Below are 19,045 nucleotides of genomic sequence, written 5' to 3'. Positions count from 1 at the left end.
ATCCAATGTCAGCAGGATTAAAGTTCAAACAGGCGATAGCCAACAATAAGCCACTGCAAGTGGTCGGCACTGTCAATGCGTATTGTGCCATGATGGCTGAAAAAACAGGCCACCAAGCGTTATACCTCTCAGGCGCTGGTGTGGCTAATGCATCATACGGCATGCCAGATTTAGGCATGACCAGCCTAGACAACGTACTTGAAGATATTCGTCGAATTACCAGCGCTACCGACTTACCGCTTCTTGTTGATGCCGATACAGGCTGGGGCGGGGCATTTAACATTGCGCGTACAGTTAAAGAAATGACGAAAGCGGGCGCGGCGGGTTTTCATATTGAAGACCAAGTAGCACAAAAGCGCTGTGGTCATCGTCCAAATAAAGAAATCGTTTCTAAAGATGAAATGGTTGACCGTATTAAAGCCGCGGTTGATGCAAAAACGGATAGCGATTTTTACATTATGGCGCGTACTGATGCATTCCAAAAAGAAGGCCTAAATGCAGCTATCGACCGTGCAGCAGCCTGTGTTGAAGCGGGCGCTGACGCAATCTTTGCTGAAGCAGTTCATGATTTAGCCGATTATCAAGCGTTTGCGAAAGCGTTAAATGTGCCAATCCTTGCGAATATCACAGAATTTGGTCAAACACCGATTTATACCAAAGAGCAGTTAAGTGAAGTGGGTGTTGAAATGGTGCTTTACCCATTAAGTGCATTCAGAGCCATGAACAAAGCAGCACTTAACGTGTATGCATCTATTCTTAACGAAGGCTCACAACAAAGCCAAATCGATAATATGCAAACACGTGCTGAGTTATATGAGTTTTTAGACTATCACTCATATGAAAATACACTTGATAACCTTTTCACAGCTAAAAAATCATAACGACAACATTGAAGGAGAACACTCATGGTAGATAAAGCATTAGGCGGCGCAGGTTTACGTGGTCAAGTAGCAGGTGAAACAGCTCTGTGTACAGTAGGTAAGTCAGGCTCTGGTTTAACGTATTGTGGTTATGATATTAGTGAACTGGCTGATAAAGCCCAGTTTGAAGAAGTCTCTTTTTTACTATCGCGCGGTGAATTACCAACAACCGCAGAGCTTACTGAATATAAAGCTAAATTAAAAACACTTCGCGGTTTACCAGACGCACTAAAAACAGTACTAGAAAACATTCCTAAAGATGCACACCCAATGGATGTTATGCGTACGGGTTGCTCTATGCTAGGTAACCTAGAAATGGAGCAAGATTTTAGTGAAGCAAATGATGCAATCGACCGCATGGTCGCTGTATTCCCAAGCATTATTTGTTACTGGTACCGTTTTAGTCATGACGGTGTACGTATTAATACTGAAACAGATGATGATTCGGTTGGCGCACATTTCTTACATTTATTACATGACAAAGCGCCATCGGCATTATTTGAGCAAGTAATGAATGTTTCGCTCATTCTATACGCAGAGCACGAGTTTAATGCATCGACATTCACAGCGCGTGTGTGTGCTTCAACTTTGTCTGATATTCATTCATGTGTGACAGGTGCAATTGGTAGTTTGCGTGGTCCACTACATGGCGGAGCGAACGAAGCTGCGATGGATATGATTGAAAGCTTTACGAGCGCCGATCAAGCTGAAGAAGCATTAATGGGCATGCTTGAGCGCAAAGATAAGATTATGGGTTTTGGTCATGCCATTTACCGCGAGTCTGACCCACGTAACGTGATCATCAAAAAATGGTCTGAAAAACTGGCAGCAGAAGTGGGTGATACTGTGTTATACCCGGTATCTGTTCGTTGTGAAGAAGTTATGTGGCGCGAGAAAAAATTGTTCTGTAACGCTGATTTCTTCCATGCATCAGCGTATCACTTCATGGACATTCCAACGAAGTTGTTCACGCCTATTTTCGTGATGAGCCGTGTAACAGGTTGGACTGCTCATGTTAAAGAGCAGCGTGCTAATAACCGTATTATCCGCCCAAGCGCTGATTACACGGGCCCAGAAGCACGAAGCTATACGCCAATTACTGAGCGTTAATAACACCAATCAAACCAATGACAGGGGCGGCTAAGCCGCCCTTTTATAAAAGGGCATAAAAACACTAAAAACAAGCCCAACTTCCTTCATCGTCACCAAGTACAAGTAGAGTCATCATGAATACAGAATATAGAAAACCATTAGCAGGCACCGGCGTTGATTATTTTGATACTCGCGCTGCTGTTGATGCTATTAAGCCAGGCAGCTACGCCACACTTCCTTACACATCACGCGTATTAGCTGAAAACTTAGTTCGCCGCTGTGAACCTGAAATGTTAAACGATGCACTTTCGCAATTAATTGAACGTAAACGTGACCTAGATTTTCCGTGGTTTCCTGCACGTGTCGTGTGTCATGACATTTTAGGCCAAACAGCGCTGGTTGATTTAGCCGGTTTACGCGATGCAATTGCCGCGAAAGGCGGCGATCCTGCGAAAGTAAACCCAGTGGTACCTACTCAATTAATCGTTGACCATTCATTAGCAGTAGAACACGCAGGTTTTGAACCCGATGCGTTTGAAAAAAATCGCGCCATTGAAGATCGTCGTAACGATGATCGCTTTCACTTTATAAACTGGACAAAAACGGCATTTAAGAACATTGATGTTATTCCACCGGGTAACGGCATCATGCACCAAATCAACTTAGAGAAAATGTCGCCTGTTATTCAAAAACGTGATGGCGTTGCATTTCCAGATACCTTAGTCGGCACAGACAGCCATACTCCTATGGTTGATGCATTAGGCGTTATTGCTGTGGGCGTGGGCGGGCTTGAAGCTGAAAGCGTCATGCTTGGCCGTGCTTCGTACATGCGCTTACCTGATATTGTTGGTGTTGAACTTACCGGTAAACCACAACCAGGCATTACTGCAACCGATATCGTACTTGCGATCACGGAGTTTTTACGTAACGAGAAAGTTGTTTCAACTTACCTTGAGTTTTATGGTGAAGGGGCTGATGCACTGACGTTAGGTGACCGTGCAACGATTTCAAACATGACACCTGAATTTGGTGCCACAGCAGCTATGTTCTATATTGACGACAACACACTTGATTACTTGCGTCTAACCGGCCGCGAAGAAGAGCAAGTTAAGCTGGTGGAAACCTATGCAAAAGAAACTGGCTTGTGGAGCGATAGTTTAAAAACGGCTGAATATGAACGTGTTTTAACGTTCGATTTATCATCCGTTGGCCGTAATATTGCGGGCCCATCTAATCCACACCGTCGTGTTGCAACCAATGACCTTGCTAAAGCAGGGATCACAGGGGTTGTTGAAAATGAAGCAGGCTTAATGCCTGATGGTGCATGTATTATCGCAGCAATTACGAGCTGTACTAATACCAGTAATCCGCGTAACGTGATTGCTGCTGGTTTACTTGCGCGCAATGCGAACGCGAAAGGTTTATCACGTAAACCGTGGGTTAAAACCTCTTTAGCACCGGGTTCTAAAGCGGTTAAATCATACCTTGAAGAAGCCAATTTATTACCAGAGCTTGAAAAGTTAGGCTTTGGCATTGTGGCATTTGCATGCACAACCTGTAATGGGATGAGTGGCGCGCTTGATCCTAAAATTCAACAAGAAATTATTGACCGTGACTTATACGCAACTGCTGTGTTGTCGGGTAACCGTAACTTCGATGGTCGTATTCACCCTTATGCCAAACAAGCATTCCTTGCGTCACCTCCCTTAGTGGTTGCTTATGCCATTGCAGGTACTATTCGTTTTGACATCGAAAAAGACGTATTGGGAATCGATTCACACGGCAACGAAATCCGCTTAATGGATCTATGGCCATCAGATGAAGAAATTGATGCAGTGATTAAACAAAGCGTTAAACCTGAACAATTTAGAAAGGTTTACGAGCCTATGTTTGATTTAAGTGTTGATTATGGTGAAGATAACGACCCACTTTATCAATGGCGTCCGCAAAGCACTTATATTCGTCGCCCGCCATATTGGGAAGGTGCATTGGCTGGTGAGCGTAGTTTAACTGATATGCGTGCATTAGCTGTATTAGGTGACAATATTACGACTGATCACTTATCACCCTCGAATGCAATCTTAGCATCAAGTGCTGCGGGTGAGTACCTTGCTAAAATGGGCTTACCCGAAGAAGACTTTAACTCGTATGCCACTCATCGAGGGGATCACTTAACTGCTCAACGTGCAACGTTTGCAAACCCTAAACTATTGAACGAAATGGTTAAAGAAAATGGTGAAATAAAGCAAGGTTCTTATGCTCGTATTGAGCCTGAAGGTAAAGTGACCCGTATGTGGGAGGCTATCGAAACCTACATGGCGCGTAAACAACCACTCATCATTGTGGCGGGTGCTGATTATGGTCAAGGTTCATCACGTGACTGGGCTGCAAAAGGAGTTCGTCTTGCTGGTGTACAAGTTATTGCTGCAGAAGGCTTTGAGCGAATTCACCGCACAAACCTTATTGGTATGGGTGTGTTACCACTTGAATTTAAAGCGGGCACAACACGAACTACATTAGGCATTGATGGTAGTGAGACCTTTAGCGTTAAAGGCGAGCCAACACCTGGTGCGACATTAACTCTGCTCATTACACGCACAAGTGGTGAGGTGGTTGAAGTACCGATGACCTGTCGCTTAGACACAGCCGAAGAAGTATCAATATACTCAGCTGGTGGTGTACTTCAGCGCTTTGCTCAAGACTTTTTAGAGTCTGAGGAGCATTAATTATGGCCTTTAAACCACAAATTAAAGTGCCTGCTACTTATATGCGTGGCGGCACCAGTAAAGGGGTGTTCTTTAATTTAACTGATTTACCTGAACCTGCCCAAGAGGCAGGTGAAGCACGAGATAATTTACTTCTGCGTGTTATTGGTAGCCCAGATCCATACGGTAAACAAACGGATGGTATGGGGGGAGCTACATCAAGCACCAGTAAAACCGTTATTTTATCGAAGAGCTGCAAGGACGATCACGATGTTGATTATCTTTTTGGTCAAGTTGCTATCGATAAGGCATTCGTTGATTGGAGTGGTAACTGCGGTAACTTAACCTCTGCAGTGGGCGCATTTGCGGTGAGTAATGGCTTGGTTGATGCCAGCAAGATTCCAGATAACGGCGTTGTAGAAGTTAAAGTTTGGCAAGTAAATATTAGTAAAACCATCATTGTACATGTCCCCATTACCCATGGTGAAGTTCAAGAAACAGGTGATTTTGAACTAGATGGTGTGACATTCCCTGCAGCCGAGGTAAAGCTTGAGTTTATGGATCCGGCTGATGGTGAAGGCGCGTTATTCCCAACGGGTAATCTCGTTGATGAACTCGACGTTCCGGGCGTTGGGGTGCTATCTGCGACTATGATTAATGCGGGTATTCCTACTGTATTTATTAATGCCAGTGAAATCGGTTATGACGGTACTGAGCTTCAAGATGCTATCAATAGTGATGCTTCAGTCCTTGAAAAGCTAGAAACAATTCGTGCCTATGGTGCGCTAAAAATGGGTTTAATTCAGCACGTAGAGGAAGCTAAATCACGCCAGCATACACCCAAAGTTGCGTGGGTTGCACCCGCTAAAAGCTACCATGCATCCAGTGGAAAAGAAGTAACAGCCGACAGTATTGATTTACTCGTTCGTGCTATGTCGATGGGTAAACTGCATCATGCCATGATGGGCACGGCAGCGGTTGCTATTGGCACTGCAGCTGCGATACCCGGCACCTTAGTAAATCAAGCTGCAGGTGGCGGACAGCGCCATGAAGTAAATTTTGGGCACCCATCGGGTACGTTAAAAGTGGGAGCCGCAGCAGAACGAGTTGGTGAAGATTGGCAAGTAACAAAAGCCAGTATGAGCCGCAGTGCGCGAGTACTCATGGAAGGGTGGGTAAGAGTGCCCGAATAAATATCTCAATAAGCGGCATTCATGCCGCTTTTTCGACTCCATAGCATTGCTGTTTCATCTTTTTAATGAAGTTTTCAAATTGGCCGCTTTGTCGTTTTTGCTTGATCTCGTCATTTAAATCTTTCAGTACTTTTTGCCAGTGCGGTGTTGATTTACTAATAGAAAAATAGAGGGGCTTATATTCAAGTTTTGGTTCAAGCGCAACCAATGATTCAATGATTTGTCTTTTGCCATTAATCGATAACTCTGATTTATAAACACTGGCTTTAAGCACTTCAAGATCTGCAACAATGAGACTAACGCGATTGCTTAGTAGTAGGTGGATAAGTTGGTACTCATTGTTTGCAACGATGGTGTCAATTTGTTTATTATCAATCATTTCATCAAGTTGCTGAGTGTTTTTGTAAGATCTGACAACGCCAATCACCTGGTCTTTAACAGAGTTTAGGTCGCCATTAAAACGAATTTGGTTTCCTTTCAAGGCAACAAATGAGAGATCCCCACCAGGAATCGGTTGGCTGAGAGCTAATAACTCGTTGCGTGTCTTGTCTAAAAAGTTATCTGAAATAACCGTGCTTTCAATAAAGTATTCAGGAAAAAGGATGTCTGCTTTGCCAAGCTCTGCCTCCCTCACTGCCCGTGCCCATGGGTAGAAGCCGATATAGACGCCATAGCCTTTTTTAAGCAAAGATTGAATTGTAAACTGGTAAAGCCAGCCTTTGTTACATAGGTGTTCATCGATATAGGGTGGCCAATCAAGCGTAACAAGCCTTAATACATGTTCGGCATTTACGTTGTAACCATAGCCGTCTTTGTAGCGTACCGCATTTTTGGTAATGACTTCTCCATCTTTTTCATAGGTCACGGGTGTAAGCATTGCAACCACTTGAGTAGAGAAGAAAAAAAAGAGCATTACTAATAATTTCATATTTTTTCTAAGCATTTGTTATGTATATAAAGCTTAGCCTCTTGTTGCAAATATACAACATCGAAAAGTAACCGTGTAAATAGAATATACGCTTAAACGAGTTGGCAGAATTAAAAGCAGGGAATAAAGGGCCGATGCACCCGTTTTTAATCACTGCTATCAGAGGCTGAACTAGGGCGAGCATTCGTATCGAGTAAATTGAGTCCACTCTTAAAATTAGCGTTGTTTTTGGTACAAAACGATCACGTAAAAAATTATAATATTATAACGTCAAGAAGATTAGGAATTATGATGATATTTAAAAGGATATTGGGTGTATTATTTTTTGTTGTTTTCGGTGTCTTTACTCAAAGTAGTTTAGCGAATATACACGCTGAGAATGAAGTCTTTATCACGAAAATAGATGAAGGCGTTTGGTTGCATACCTCTTTTTATGTTTATCCTAACGGGACAACATTCCCTTCGAATGGTTTGATTGTCAGGGAGGGGCAAAGTTTAACCCTGATTGACACGGCGTGGGGAGAGTTACAAACACAACAGTTATTAAGCGTCATTAACACAGAAATAAACTTGCCGATAACCAGGGCACTTGTCACTCATGCACATGCAGACCGAGCTTCAGGGGTTGATGTATTAGAAGCGCGTGGTATTAAAGTGTATTCTCACCCTTTGACGCAGCAATTGACAATAGAGCAAGGGACTGCTGTGCCAAACAATGTGATAACCGAACTTGCAACAGTCGGTGCACAGGTGAAATTTGGCTCATTGAATGTGTTTTTCCCAGGCCCCGGTCATGCGATGGATAATATAATGGTGTGGTTACCAGATAAACGTATCTTATACGCAGGCTGTGCGGTTCGTGCATTACAGTCTAACTCTGTAGGGAATATGGCCCATGGAGATATTCATTCATGGCTAAAAATTACTCAGCAGTTGAAGAATGATTACAAAAAATTACGAATAGTGGTTCCCGGACACGGTGAAATAGGCGGGTTTGACTTATTGAGCCACACCGAAAAACTCATTCTCAATCAACTTAAGTAACGTCAAAACGTTGGGTTTTTAATAAAATTGTTAGGAATATTTCGCAATGATTAAAAGCCCAATGGCCCCCGTTTATCTCCTTTTTTTACGCGTTAGAAAACCTAAATTCTGTCGCTAACCCTCTTTTATCTGAATCCAGTCTCGCTTTGTATTGTTTGAAACTCGCTTTGCCGAATTTGACTAGTAATGAAAAATGCTCCTTTAGATACTGTTAATTAAACGTAAAGACTTTAACACTAGAACACACATTAAAAAGGTCGAATATGCACACAATAAATAAAAAAGCTGTTGCTATCGCTGTCGCATTAGCATGCTCATTACCGGTATATGCACAGAATAATGATCAGCAAGATTCAAAATCTAAAGACGTTGAACAGCAGAATAGTGGGTTAGAAATTATCTCAGTAACGGCAACAAAACGTAAAACCAAATTGATGGAAACACCGGTGGCCATCACTGCACTTACAGAGGCTGAGCTTAAAAAAAATGGTGTAAATAACATAAAGGATATAGCGAACTTGGTGCCTAGCTTAGATATTTCTACAGCAACGGATCAATCTGCTCCTGTTATTTCAATGCGAGGCGTGCGTTCAACTAACTTAACTGAGTTAGGGGACCCTGCTGTTGGTGTTCATTTAGATGGTATTTATTCACCAAGAATGCAAGGTGCGCTTGCGCTGATGTATGATATTGACCGTGTTGAGGCGCTTCGTGGACCACAAGGTACTTTATTTGGCCGAAACTCGACAGTGGGAAGTATCAATGTGATTTCCGCCAAGCCTGAATTTGAAAACCAATATGGGCAGTTGAATATTGAAGCGGGCAAGTTTAATAGCCGCAGTATTGATGGCCTTATCAATATTCCAGTAACTGAAGAGTTTGCAGTTCGTTTTTCAGCGAAAGGCCTAAAGCGTGACTCTTACCTTGAGGGTTACTATGACCCTAACCAATATGACACGCGCCGACTTTCTGATGAGGTTTTAAATGCCCCTGTAATCTCTGAAGATTCATACCAAGGTGTTGGACAAACAGTGACACAAAGAGAAAACTGGTGGATTGATGGCGCAGGAACCGATCCTGAGGCTCAAAAAGTTCGTCAGTTAACAGCTGCAGATAAAAGTGATTTTTATAATAATGCAGATGAATATTCCTTCCGTATAAGTACACTTTGGGAGCCGTTGGATGGCAATTTTTCAAACCACACCGTTTTCCAAAAATATGTAAACGATAGTAATAATAACCTTGATTTAGTTAACTGCGATAAGTTACGTGGAAGACCCGCTGAAATGGGAGGTGATTGTACGAATTTCCTACCGAGTGATAACACGTATCAAGCCGTAGTTAATGTGCCAGGAAAGTTGAATCTAGACATAACATACCTTCGTAATACCTTTAACTACACCATAAATGATCAATATGATCTGGTGTGGTTAGTGGGATATGAAGATATGGAAAGGTCTTCAGCACAAGATAGCGAAGTTGGTTTAGACCCTTGGGATGGCGCTACTTATTTCCTAGATGGCACCGGAGCAGAATCATTTTCTACAGAATTACAACTGCAATCAGATGAATACGGCGACTTTATTTGGATTGTGGGTGCCAATTATTTTCATGAAAAAACAACCACAGTTGGTTATTACGATAATCCAATGGATGATAAAGCATTTTGGGACCAGCCAGACCGTTCAACAGATGCGTATGCTTTGTTTGGCCAAGGCACTTATAAATTAACTGAAAAGTTGCATGCGACATTTGGTTATCGCTTTAGTGATGAAACGAAGCAGGATAAAGGCGGTCGTACCTATCGTTGTTCAAATGCTGATGGCTGTGCTGTTGGTTGGTTAAATAGAACAGAGCTTAACAATCAACCTGTCGATTATTATGAAGATCCGTCTATTTATGCGTCGTACTTTGAAAACGACAATAAAGGAAGTTGGCAGCATCATGATTTTCGTGTCGGCTTAGATTATGACATCTCCGAAGAAACAATGCTCTATGCCTACCTTGCAAGCGGATTTAAAGCGGGTGGTATTGGTGATGTTTACGAAGTGGTTAATGATAGAACGGGTGAAGTAACTCGGTTTGAAACAAAATTTGATCCCGAAGAAGTGCTGACCTGGGAATTCGGCGCAAAGTCTAGCTTTTTTGATAATTCATTGAACCTAAAAGCAGCATTTTTCTATACAGATTATACAGATATGCAATATGCGTCAGTGGGATCAATTGGTAATGTTGAGCGCTTGTCTGTTGTTGAAGATGAGGATGGGGCACCTGTAATCGGTGAAGATGGTCAGCCAATTCTTGATTATCAGAATCAGCCTGTAATTGCTTATTATACTCAAAACGTTCCGGGCTCTACGATTAAAGGTCTTGAGTTTGAATTTGACTGGAAACCCTATCCAAATGGGCGAATTACTGGTTATGTGACCTGGACTGAGGCAAAAATTACGGAAGATTGGCACACTAAATGGGATTATGATTCTGAGTATTTGTTTAATATTTCTTATGAAGAATCTAAAGACCCTGAAAATACATTGCTAACGACTAACCTTAGAGGTAATAACTTAGCAATGACGCCAAAATACACGGCTAACATTAGTTATACACATACCTTTGATCTGGGCGAATATGGATTTATTCATGGTTGGTTTAATGCCAGCTGGAAAGATAAAGCGTATACCACCGTGTGGAATCTCGATAAGCATTTGGATGATATGGACTTTGCAGTTTCAGACGAAGCGACTAAATACATAGACGATAGCCGCGATGCCTTTGCTGTATACAATGCCTCTTTAAAATATGAGCCAAAAGAGAAAAACTGGTATGCAGAAATGTTCATCAATAATGCATCTGATGAGACGATTCAATACTGGAACAATACCAGCAAGGGTATTCCTAAGGGCAGCTTTGGCATGCCTAGGTATTATGGTGTAAGAGCTGGATTTTCATTCTAACCCCTCTATTTTACGCTCCCATATTTTTAATATGGGAGCCAAATTATTTAAGGCATAACAATGAAAAAACTGTTTCTTAGTGCATTATTGGGCTGCACAACTTTAGTCGCTACCCACGCGAATGCTAATTATTTTAAAGATAATTTTTCATGGGGATATGATAGCTCTGTTTGGACTGCACGTACTGGCAGTAATGGCACACCTTTTGGTTGCGCATTTAAAACTGATTTACTAAATCCCAGTGAGCATGGTTTAACGTTGTCATTAGCACAAGGCTCATGTTCAGAACTACAAAGCAACCATTTTTATGGGTACGGTAAAGTTCAGGGAAGATTAAAATCTGGCAACGTGGCGGGCACTGTTTCATCAATTTTTACCTATACATCGTGGTGGGATAGCCCTGGCCGAGCGTGGCAAGAAATTGATATTGAATTGCTTCCTTCGTTAGGTAATGTTGTTCATACAAATGTGATTTACCAACCGCAAGGTGGTCAATACCAAAGTTGGGAAAAGGATATTGACTTAAGTCAGTATGGGCTAGATTACCGAGAAAACTTGCTGACTATTGGCTTTGATTGGTCAAGCAACGCTATTCGCTGGTATTTATTCGATGCCAATGGCCATGAGCAAACGATCCGAACGGTGTATAAAGAAAACGGAGATGGTCATTTAGCAGAGAATGAAATTCCAGCTTACGCGTGGCCCGTCGATAATAGCAAAATTATGATTAATCATTGGCATGGTGATAATTCTGTCGAAGCAAATTATTTCCCAGGTCAATATTATGGCGCTTCATCTTGGGTATATTACGATTTCATTGAATACATACCGCGTTGATTTTCTCTGTAATTAATTGTTTTTATAGGTTTTTGATGTCTAAATTTAAATTTTTAAAGTTACTGTTTTGCCCACTCTTTTTAACCGGTGTTGTTCATAGCCCATTGTCGTATGGTGTAGAAACGGGCAGTGTAAAATGGCCAAATGTTAATACGAAACTAAAACGCGATCCTGCAGTTGAAAAGCATATAGATAAACTGCTAGCCACGATGACAATTGAGCAAAAAGTAGCACAAATGGTTCAGCCAGAGATTGGCTATTTAACGGTTGAGCAAATGCGTAAATATGGCTTCGGTTCATATTTAAATGGTGGGAACACGGCCCCTTATGGCAATAAACGTGCATCAATGGACATGTGGTTAAAGTACGCTGATGAGATGTATCTCGCTTCAATGGACGCTTCTGTCGATGGTATTGCTATTCCGACTATTTGGGGTACCGATGCCATGCATGGCCACAGTAATGTTTATGGCGCAACGTTGTTTCCACATAATATTGGACTTGGCGCAGCTAGAGATACTGATTTGATTAAGCGAATCGGTCAAGCGACAGCTAAAGAAGTTGCAGCAACAGGAATTGAATGGAGCTTTGCACCAACCGTTGCTGTAGTAAGAGATGACCGTTGGGGGAGAACGTATGAAAGTTATTCAGAAAATCCAGATTTAGTAAAAGAGTATGCTGCAGAGATGGTGATTGGTATCCAAGGAGAAATCGGCAACGACTTTTTGAAAAATACCAAGCGAATTGCAACAGCCAAACACTTTGTTGGTGACGGTGGTACAGAGCGCGGTATAGACCGTGGCAACACCATTATCGACGAGCAAGGATTAAAAGTAATTCATAGTCCGGGCTATTTTTCAGCCATTAATGAGGGGGTGCAGTCGGTCATGGCCTCTTTTAATAGTTGGAATGGTCAACGCGTCCACGGTGATAAGTATTTATTAACAGAGGTACTGAAAAATCAAATGGGCTTTGATGGCTTTGTTGTTAGCGACTGGAATGCGCATAAATTTGTTGAAGGGTGCGATCTTGAGCAATGTGCTGCTGCCATAAATGCGGGTGTTGATGTCATAATGGTGCCTGAACACTTTGAAGCTTTTTATCATAATACGGTTAAGCAAGCGAAAGAAGGTGTGATACCAGAGGCTAGAATAAATGATGCGGTTAGACGTTTTCTGAGAGCTAAAATTAGATGGGGAGTGTTTGCAAAAGGTAAACCTTCATTACGACCTGAGTCGCAACACCCTGAATGGTTAGGTGCTCAACCACATCGAGAGTTAGCTCGAGAGGCAGTGCGAAAATCTCTTGTACTACTTAAAAATAACAATAATGTACTGCCAATTAATGCTAAAAGTCGCGTTCTCGTTGCCGGAAACGGTGCTGACAATATTGCTAAGCAAGCTGGTGGATGGAGTGTCTCATGGCAGGGAACGGACAACACCAATGATGACTTCCCCAATGCAACCTCTATCTTTGCGGGTCTAAAATCACAAATTGAAAAGGCGGGTGGTGACGTTGAGTTTGCTGAATTTGGTGATTATTCTGTTAAGCCTGATGTTGCGATTGTCGTAATCGGTGAAGAACCTTATGCCGAATGGTTTGGTGACATTGAGTACCTAGAATATCAATATGAAACCAAAAAAGATTTAGCATTATTGAAGACACTTAAGGCAAAAGGTATTCCAGTTGTTACTGTATTTTTAACGGGTCGTCCACTTTGGGTAAATAAAGAGCTGAATGCATCAGATGCTTTTGTGGCTGCGTGGTTACCGGGGTCAGAAGGTGAAGGTATTGCTGATATTTTATTAACCAATGAAAAAGGCGCTATTCAGTATGATTTCACAGGGAAATTGAGTTTTTCTTGGCCAAAATATGATGACCAATATTCGTTAAATATTGGCGACGAAAATTACCAACCATTATTTGAGTATGGTTATGGTTTAACATACGATGATACGGTTAACTTACCTGTGTTAACCGAAAAAACGACACCGAGGAAAGTGGCAAGTACAGATTCGAAAGCGTTGTTTGTAAGAAGTTTATCTGACAACTTAGTGTGGAGTCTTCAAGCTGGCCAAACTGATAAAGTCATTACCAAAAATTCATCGGCTACAAGTACTGATGGTATGAGTTTGTTGATGCAATCGGTGAATTTATCTTATCAAGAAGATGCGCGACAATTTATTTGGCGTTCTGGAACAGATAAAGCGACATTTGCTTTAGCGTATCAAAAACCAGAAAAAATGAGTGAGATGTATCAGTCAGGTTATTTAACACTGAAGATGCGAATTAATAAGTCACCCGGTGAACATACTGATTTACAGGTTATGTGTTCTCAGAAACAGTGTTTAAGGAAGGTTAGTTTTTCTTCATTTGATGCGATACTGAGTGATAAAAAATGGCATACCTTAGCAATACCGTTAAGCTGTAACGTTGAGGGTACTGAGTCGAAAGCGATAACTGAGGTTTTGAAAGTTGAAGCAAACGAAGCGAGTATCGCCTTCGCAGACATTGGTTTAACGATTAAACCTAACAGTGATGCTGTTGTGGTAAAATGCAGTAATTAAATTTGGAGCAAAGCAGTGGGGTTGATAGCCCGACTGCTTTGCTTTTTGGATAAATGATTTGAATACATCGAACCCTCGTAGCCAGTTATTTTGGTTATTTCAAATTTGCGGTTGGCTAGTTTACGCGATTCTGACCGAACTCATGATCAAAGTTCCCAGTAATGAACCATGGGCTATTCACATCCCTCACCTGATAATTGATACGTGCTTTGGCTTTTTAATTACTCTTTTTCTAAGAAAGGTTTTCACCTATCTTAGTTTACTCGAATTTAAGTTAAAAGTTGCATTGCATATCGTGGTCGTTATCTCTGCAACCTTAATTTGGACCCAAATAAAGTGGGTCACTTTACAATGGTTCTATGGTAACTTTTGGCTGCCAATGAGCTGGTTTGATTTTGGTACTTGGACATCCGCCTCATTGACAATGTTGTCGACATGGACTGCCTTTTATTATGGTATTAAGATTTATTTAGATAACTTAGAACAAACACAAAAAGCGGCTGAGGCAACACATTTAGCAAAAGAGTCCCAGCTAAAAATGCTTCGTTACCAGCTTAATCCTCATTTTATGTTTAATAGTATCAATGCGATTTGTACATTAATCCTAAAAAAGGAAAGCTTAGAAGCCGTTAAAATGCTTGAAAAGTTATGTGATTTATTGCGACACAGTTTGTATACCGACCCGCTTGAAAAAGTCACAATTAAAGAAGAAATCGCTATTCTTCGTACATATTTAGACATCGAGAAGTGTCGTTTTGCAGATAAACTATCTGTCAATATCTCAGTTGAAGAAGGGTGTAGTGAGCTACTTATTCCCTCTATGCTAATTCAGCCATTAGTTGAAAATGCACTCAAGCACGGTATGGCAGCTGATAAAACAATGGCTATAACAATCGTAATTGAAAAGAGTAAAAACACCCTAATAATAAAGGTTTCAGACACCGGCAAAGGCTTCACACATAATGAGAGCACTAAACGTGGAATAGGCTTGGCAAACTGCGAGCAACGTTTGAAATTAATTTATGGTAAAGCTCAGCGGATAGAAAAAGGCAATCATTCATCTGGTGGAGCTTGGGTATGTATGACATTGCCAATTAATGGTCTTATTAAATGATTCAGTTAAAAACGTTATTAGTTGACGACGAGTATAGTGCAATTGAAGGCCTACGTATTAGGTTAGAAGAATTTGCTGAGATTAACGTCATAGGCAGTGCAAGCAGTGTGGATGACGCAATTCAGTTTCTGAATGAACATGAAATAGATTTAATTTTCTTAGATATTGAAATGCCATCAAAGTCTGGCTTTGAATTAATAAAACATTTTCAACCTGAAACCTGTCCTGCTGTTATTTTTGTCACTGCATTTCATCAACATGCAGTGCGGGCTTTTGAAGTCAGGGCAATTGATTACTTATTAAAACCAGTCAAACTCACTAGGCTAGCAGAGGCCATAGACAGAGTGGTTAATAATGTAAAGCTATACCAAAAAAGTGAATTAATAGAAGTACAACAAGAAATAGACAAAGCAGAAGAATCAACATTTGAAAAATCAGCGCAGTCAGATTATAAGTTTGACGATGAAAACTTGGTTATTAGAGATGCAAAAAGCCCAATTCAAATAATACCTTTTGCAGATATTCTATGGATTGATGCGGCGGGTGACTACATGTGTGTTCACACAGAAACGGAAACCTATGTAATGCGAGCCAGACTAAAAGAGCTTGAAAGCAATACCTTGCCAGAGGCATTCTTGAGAATTCATAAATCGACGATCATCAATCTAGAGTATGTAAAACAGCTTGATCCCTTGCGTAACTCTGAGTACATGGCAACACTACACAACGGAAAAACACTAAAAGTAAGCCGTACTTATAGTAAACATCTAAAGGGCTTATTTAAATAATGACGTGATAATAGTTGCTGACACTGCGTATATTGCGAGTGGCAGCAACGATGATTAATACTTATCACATTACTGTTTTGACCATACTGATTTTACAATATTAAAACCAATCACACCGAGAACAGCACCTGTAACTTTATCTATAAAATAAGACGCTTTAACAAATTTTTCCCTGACTCTTTGTTTGGATAGCATGTAAATAATGGCAACATCCCATATAAAAACAATCAGGGTCATCCACACACCTAAAATCACCTTAAAGGTAATGCTAACCTCAGGAGTAAGCGCGACCGTAAACAAGCTCAGATAAAATAAGAGGTTTTTTGGATTAAGAATGCCTGAGAGGAATCCAGTCGCAAACTCTTTACAAAAGCAGGTGAACGAAAACGCAACCGAGCTGTGAGCTGCGATAACAACATTATTGTAAGCGCTCTTAGGTGCTTTCAACGCGTGAAAAGCGATATACATTAAAAACAGCCCACCAATCACTTTAAGTGCGATCATTAAGCCAACAGACGTTGATAAAATTGCCCCAACACCAATCAAACATAACCCTATATAAACTGCATTTGCTATCGCAATTCCGAGGGCGACGCCAATAGCGTTCTTTTGGTTTCCTTTTAGTGCACTTTTCACTACCAGCACGAAATCTGGCCCTGGGCTGAGTAAAGCAAGGAAATGAGCTAGTGCCACAGAAATAAAAATACTCAGTAAACTTATATCCATATATACCTCTGTTAAAAATTACCTAGATTTAATTAGCGCTTACGAGCTTTGATTGAAAAAACCAATGGAACCTGTTGCCCGTTATGTAATAGTTGATAACCAGCGTGGGGAATATATTCTAGGCCATCAAAGCAATCATAAGGGCTGAAAGGGTATTCATCGCATGCTTCTATACTTAATCCCGCTTTTAGTAATGAGCTGATTACTTCACTTATTGAATGACTCCAACTGACTGTTTTGGATTTCGTGCCATCGCAGGGCTCCCTCATAAGAGCAACGCTAAACATAGAGTATAATAGCCTGTATTTTTTAATATAAGCCTTTAGTCACAGTGTGAACCCCGTTTTATAATATCATTAAGCCAGTGTTGTTTTTGGGCATCGTGAGATAATATGACTGAGCGTATTCTGCAGCTAGCTCTGCGGGTGTGTCCATTGTAAGAATGACTCTTGCAGTTTTCCCTTTGAGGAGTTGAGTCGCGAGTAAGTTGCTATTTTAAAATTTAAAAGTTGAGCCAGGTAAAAATGCGCGTTCAAATAAGCCCAATGAAGAGATTTGCTAAATTCCTTTAAACATGGCGCAAGCGGTTGGTCATCATCATAACCACACACTAAATTTGGATCAAAATCCATTTCGGGTAGATTAAAAATACGAATGTTCGCGGACTTGCGTGCTGCCTGTGCATATTTATCAGTAATACTCGATGAAAAGCTGTTCTTTTTAGGATTGCCATTTACTAATATAATATTTTTCACAATTACCTCTCATGGGTAGAAAATAATTGTTATTTTAAAGTCTCCCCTGTGGTGGAGAGTCAATAGGCTTTCATCATAAAGAGTGTTTATTAGCAAATATTTATAATGTGAAATATTAATGTACTTGTATGGGGTCTTGGTAAAATTACATTACGGGTAGCTGCGGTTATTTATTTTTTACCAACCAGTTAAAAGATTGTCGCAAAAAGTCTGTTGCGTCTTTCTTAATTATTTCACCATGCGCCATAATTAGCATATCTGCCTCCCAGGCAAATATCTTTCTAATATGTTTACTCGCTTGTGTTTTATTAAACATAAAGCTTAAGCGCCAGTCTATCGGCGTTTTTCCCTTTGGCGCTAAAATACCTGCGCCTTTAGCCAGCCATTTTTGCCAAAAGTTAAAATCGTTACCCGAAAAGTTTTCAACCAAATCGGTGACTATTAGGGTGTTAGATTGCTTATGAAAGAAGACACATTCCTCCATTAATGCTGAACCGGTGAATAATATCTGTGCAATGTCGTGTGACCAAGGGTATGACGTTTCATTATTTAATGATGCGTTGAATGAAATGTCATTGCGTTTCTTTATAAGCTCTTGCGTGCCATAAACTTTAGCGTCGCTGTATGCATCTATCCATTGTGGTAAAAACAAATGATGAAGGTGGTTAGGTGCAATTAAAAACGTTACTTTTCCTAAGCTATCTACTTGCTGCTGCAAAGCCTCTGTTAATTCGATAGGACTGTGTACCCACAACTCATTATTTGAAAGCTTGATTATGGTCATACGCGTAGAAAAGGGTAAGCCTAAAAACGTGACACTTTTGCCATTAAAGATCCAAAGGTTTTTTGCTAAATTTTCCATGTCATTCCTTATAGTTAGAAATCACTTATAAACAACGCAGGCAAGGGCCTGAAAGAGTGGACTACAAAGCGAATTTATCTATTCAAAAACATACCAATTCAAAAACTAACCGATTAGTAAACGGATAAGCAGTTTGTTTAAAATGGTTTGATTTATTTCGTTATCGCGACCTTTTGTCCATCATACACTCTCTCGTTAAGGGGAGAGTCAAGAGGTGTTTGCTGATTGATTATACTGATACATGAATCTATTTTGGCAATTTTTGCTGCGGTTGCGTTTATTTGCTCTGTTAGACGTTCTTTTAGTATCACTAAAAACTCACTAATTTCTGACCAGTTAGCCTTTGAATCTTTAAATTTAATTAATCCCTTAAGTTCAGACAATGTGACGCCTAGGGTTTTAGCTTCAGAAATTAGCTTTAATATTTCAACGTGATCGTCTGTGTAGACACGGTACTTTCCTTGTCTTAGAGGTACTGGTATTAGACCTTTTTCTTCATAAAATCGGATTGTTTTGACAGTTAATTGTGTCTTCTTTGATACTTCACCAATAAACACCAA

15 protein-coding genes are annotated in these 19,045 nt (G+C 40.7%); 10 read left to right on the top strand and 5 right to left on the bottom strand.

Annotated features, from left to right (window positions below; all coding sequences use genetic code 11):
- Nucleotides 1-5 precede the first annotated feature (5 nt).
- The 4 genes from prpB to prpF all read left to right on the top strand — a co-directional run bounded on the left by prpB (nt 6) and on the right by prpF (nt 5,910).
- A complete protein-coding gene (gene prpB, locus JIG41_RS09435; RefSeq protein ID WP_199524613.1) occupies nt 6-881 on the top strand; it encodes a methylisocitrate lyase in 876 nt (291 codons plus the stop codon).
- A gap of 24 nt (nt 882-905) precedes the next feature.
- Nucleotides 906-2,030 carry a 2-methylcitrate synthase gene (gene prpC / locus JIG41_RS09430; RefSeq protein WP_118844358.1) on the top strand — a complete coding sequence of 375 codons (1,125 nt, stop codon included), beginning with the start codon at nt 906-908 and terminating at the stop codon, nt 2,028-2,030.
- A 116-nt stretch (nt 2,031-2,146) separates the two neighbouring features.
- Nucleotides 2,147-4,738, top strand: coding sequence for a Fe/S-dependent 2-methylisocitrate dehydratase AcnD (gene acnD, locus JIG41_RS09425; RefSeq protein ID WP_199524612.1), 2,592 nt, complete (start codon nt 2,147-2,149; stop codon nt 4,736-4,738).
- Nucleotides 4,739-4,740: 2 nt separating this feature from the next.
- Nucleotides 4,741-5,910 carry a 2-methylaconitate cis-trans isomerase PrpF gene (gene prpF / locus JIG41_RS09420; protein WP_199524611.1) on the top strand — a complete coding sequence of 390 codons (1,170 nt, stop codon included), beginning with the start codon at nt 4,741-4,743 and terminating at the stop codon, nt 5,908-5,910.
- A 19-nt stretch (nt 5,911-5,929) separates the two neighbouring features.
- On the opposite strand, the gene JIG41_RS09415 is transcribed toward prpF, so the two are convergent.
- Nucleotides 5,930-6,838 carry an ABC transporter substrate-binding protein gene (locus tag JIG41_RS09415; RefSeq protein ID WP_036968026.1) on the bottom strand — a complete coding sequence of 303 codons (909 nt, stop codon included), beginning with the start codon at nt 6,836-6,838 and terminating at the stop codon, nt 5,930-5,932.
- A 288-nt stretch (nt 6,839-7,126) separates the two neighbouring features.
- On the opposite strand from JIG41_RS09415, the gene bla reads away from it, so the two are divergent.
- The 6 genes from bla to JIG41_RS09385 all read left to right on the top strand — a co-directional run bounded on the left by bla (nt 7,127) and on the right by JIG41_RS09385 (nt 16,142).
- Nucleotides 7,127-7,882, top strand: a complete 756-nt coding sequence (gene bla, locus JIG41_RS09410; RefSeq protein WP_081759712.1) for a subclass B1 metallo-beta-lactamase — start codon at nt 7,127-7,129, stop codon at nt 7,880-7,882.
- A 263-nt stretch (nt 7,883-8,145) separates the two neighbouring features.
- On the top strand, nt 8,146-10,836 hold the full coding sequence (locus JIG41_RS09405; RefSeq protein WP_036968029.1) for a TonB-dependent receptor: 2,691 nt from the start codon (nt 8,146-8,148) through the stop codon (nt 10,834-10,836).
- Between the two features lie 60 nt (nt 10,837-10,896).
- The gene (locus JIG41_RS09400) at nt 10,897-11,673 is read left to right on the top strand and encodes a family 16 glycosylhydrolase (protein WP_074989384.1); all 777 of its coding nucleotides are present in this window, start codon (nt 10,897-10,899) and stop codon (nt 11,671-11,673) included.
- A 35-nt stretch (nt 11,674-11,708) separates the two neighbouring features.
- A complete protein-coding gene (locus JIG41_RS09395) occupies nt 11,709-14,240 on the top strand; it encodes a glycoside hydrolase family 3 protein (protein WP_199524610.1) in 2,532 nt (843 codons plus the stop codon).
- 58 nt (nt 14,241-14,298) lie between these two features.
- Nucleotides 14,299-15,354 carry a sensor histidine kinase gene (locus JIG41_RS09390; protein WP_227006816.1) on the top strand — a complete coding sequence of 352 codons (1,056 nt, stop codon included), beginning with the start codon at nt 14,299-14,301 and terminating at the stop codon, nt 15,352-15,354.
- The gene (locus JIG41_RS09385; protein ID WP_199524609.1) at nt 15,351-16,142 is read left to right on the top strand and encodes a LytTR family DNA-binding domain-containing protein; all 792 of its coding nucleotides are present in this window, start codon (nt 15,351-15,353) and stop codon (nt 16,140-16,142) included. Before JIG41_RS09390 ends, JIG41_RS09385 begins: the two co-directional genes overlap by 4 nt.
- Before the next feature lie 69 nt (nt 16,143-16,211).
- Here JIG41_RS09385 and JIG41_RS09380 read toward each other — a convergent pair whose 3' ends face one another.
- The 4 genes from JIG41_RS09380 to JIG41_RS09365 all read right to left on the bottom strand — a co-directional run bounded on the left by JIG41_RS09380 (nt 16,212) and on the right by JIG41_RS09365 (nt 19,042).
- The gene (locus tag JIG41_RS09380) at nt 16,212-16,868 is read right to left on the bottom strand and encodes a LysE family translocator (protein WP_074989381.1); all 657 of its coding nucleotides are present in this window, start codon (nt 16,866-16,868) and stop codon (nt 16,212-16,214) included.
- 413 nt (nt 16,869-17,281) lie between these two features.
- On the bottom strand, nt 17,282-17,623 hold the full coding sequence (locus JIG41_RS09375) for an NAD(P)H-dependent oxidoreductase (protein ID WP_075593514.1): 342 nt from the start codon (nt 17,621-17,623) through the stop codon (nt 17,282-17,284).
- Nucleotides 17,624-17,789: 166 nt separating this feature from the next.
- Complete coding sequence (locus tag JIG41_RS09370) at nt 17,790-18,485, bottom strand: DUF4336 domain-containing protein (protein ID WP_075593515.1); 696 nt, start codon at nt 18,483-18,485, stop codon at nt 17,790-17,792.
- A 152-nt stretch (nt 18,486-18,637) separates the two neighbouring features.
- Nucleotides 18,638-19,042, bottom strand: a complete 405-nt coding sequence (locus JIG41_RS09365) for a MerR family transcriptional regulator (RefSeq protein ID WP_065978471.1) — start codon at nt 19,040-19,042, stop codon at nt 18,638-18,640.
- Between the last annotated feature and the right edge of the window lie 3 nt (nt 19,043-19,045).

Origin of the sequence: Pseudoalteromonas sp. bablab_jr011, from assembly GCF_016464045.1 — a bacterium.
Classification (GTDB): Bacteria; Pseudomonadota; Gammaproteobacteria; order Enterobacterales; family Alteromonadaceae; genus Pseudoalteromonas; species Pseudoalteromonas lipolytica.
Note: the sequence above shows the minus strand (reverse complement) of the source record. Positions and strands in the feature narration are given on the sequence as shown.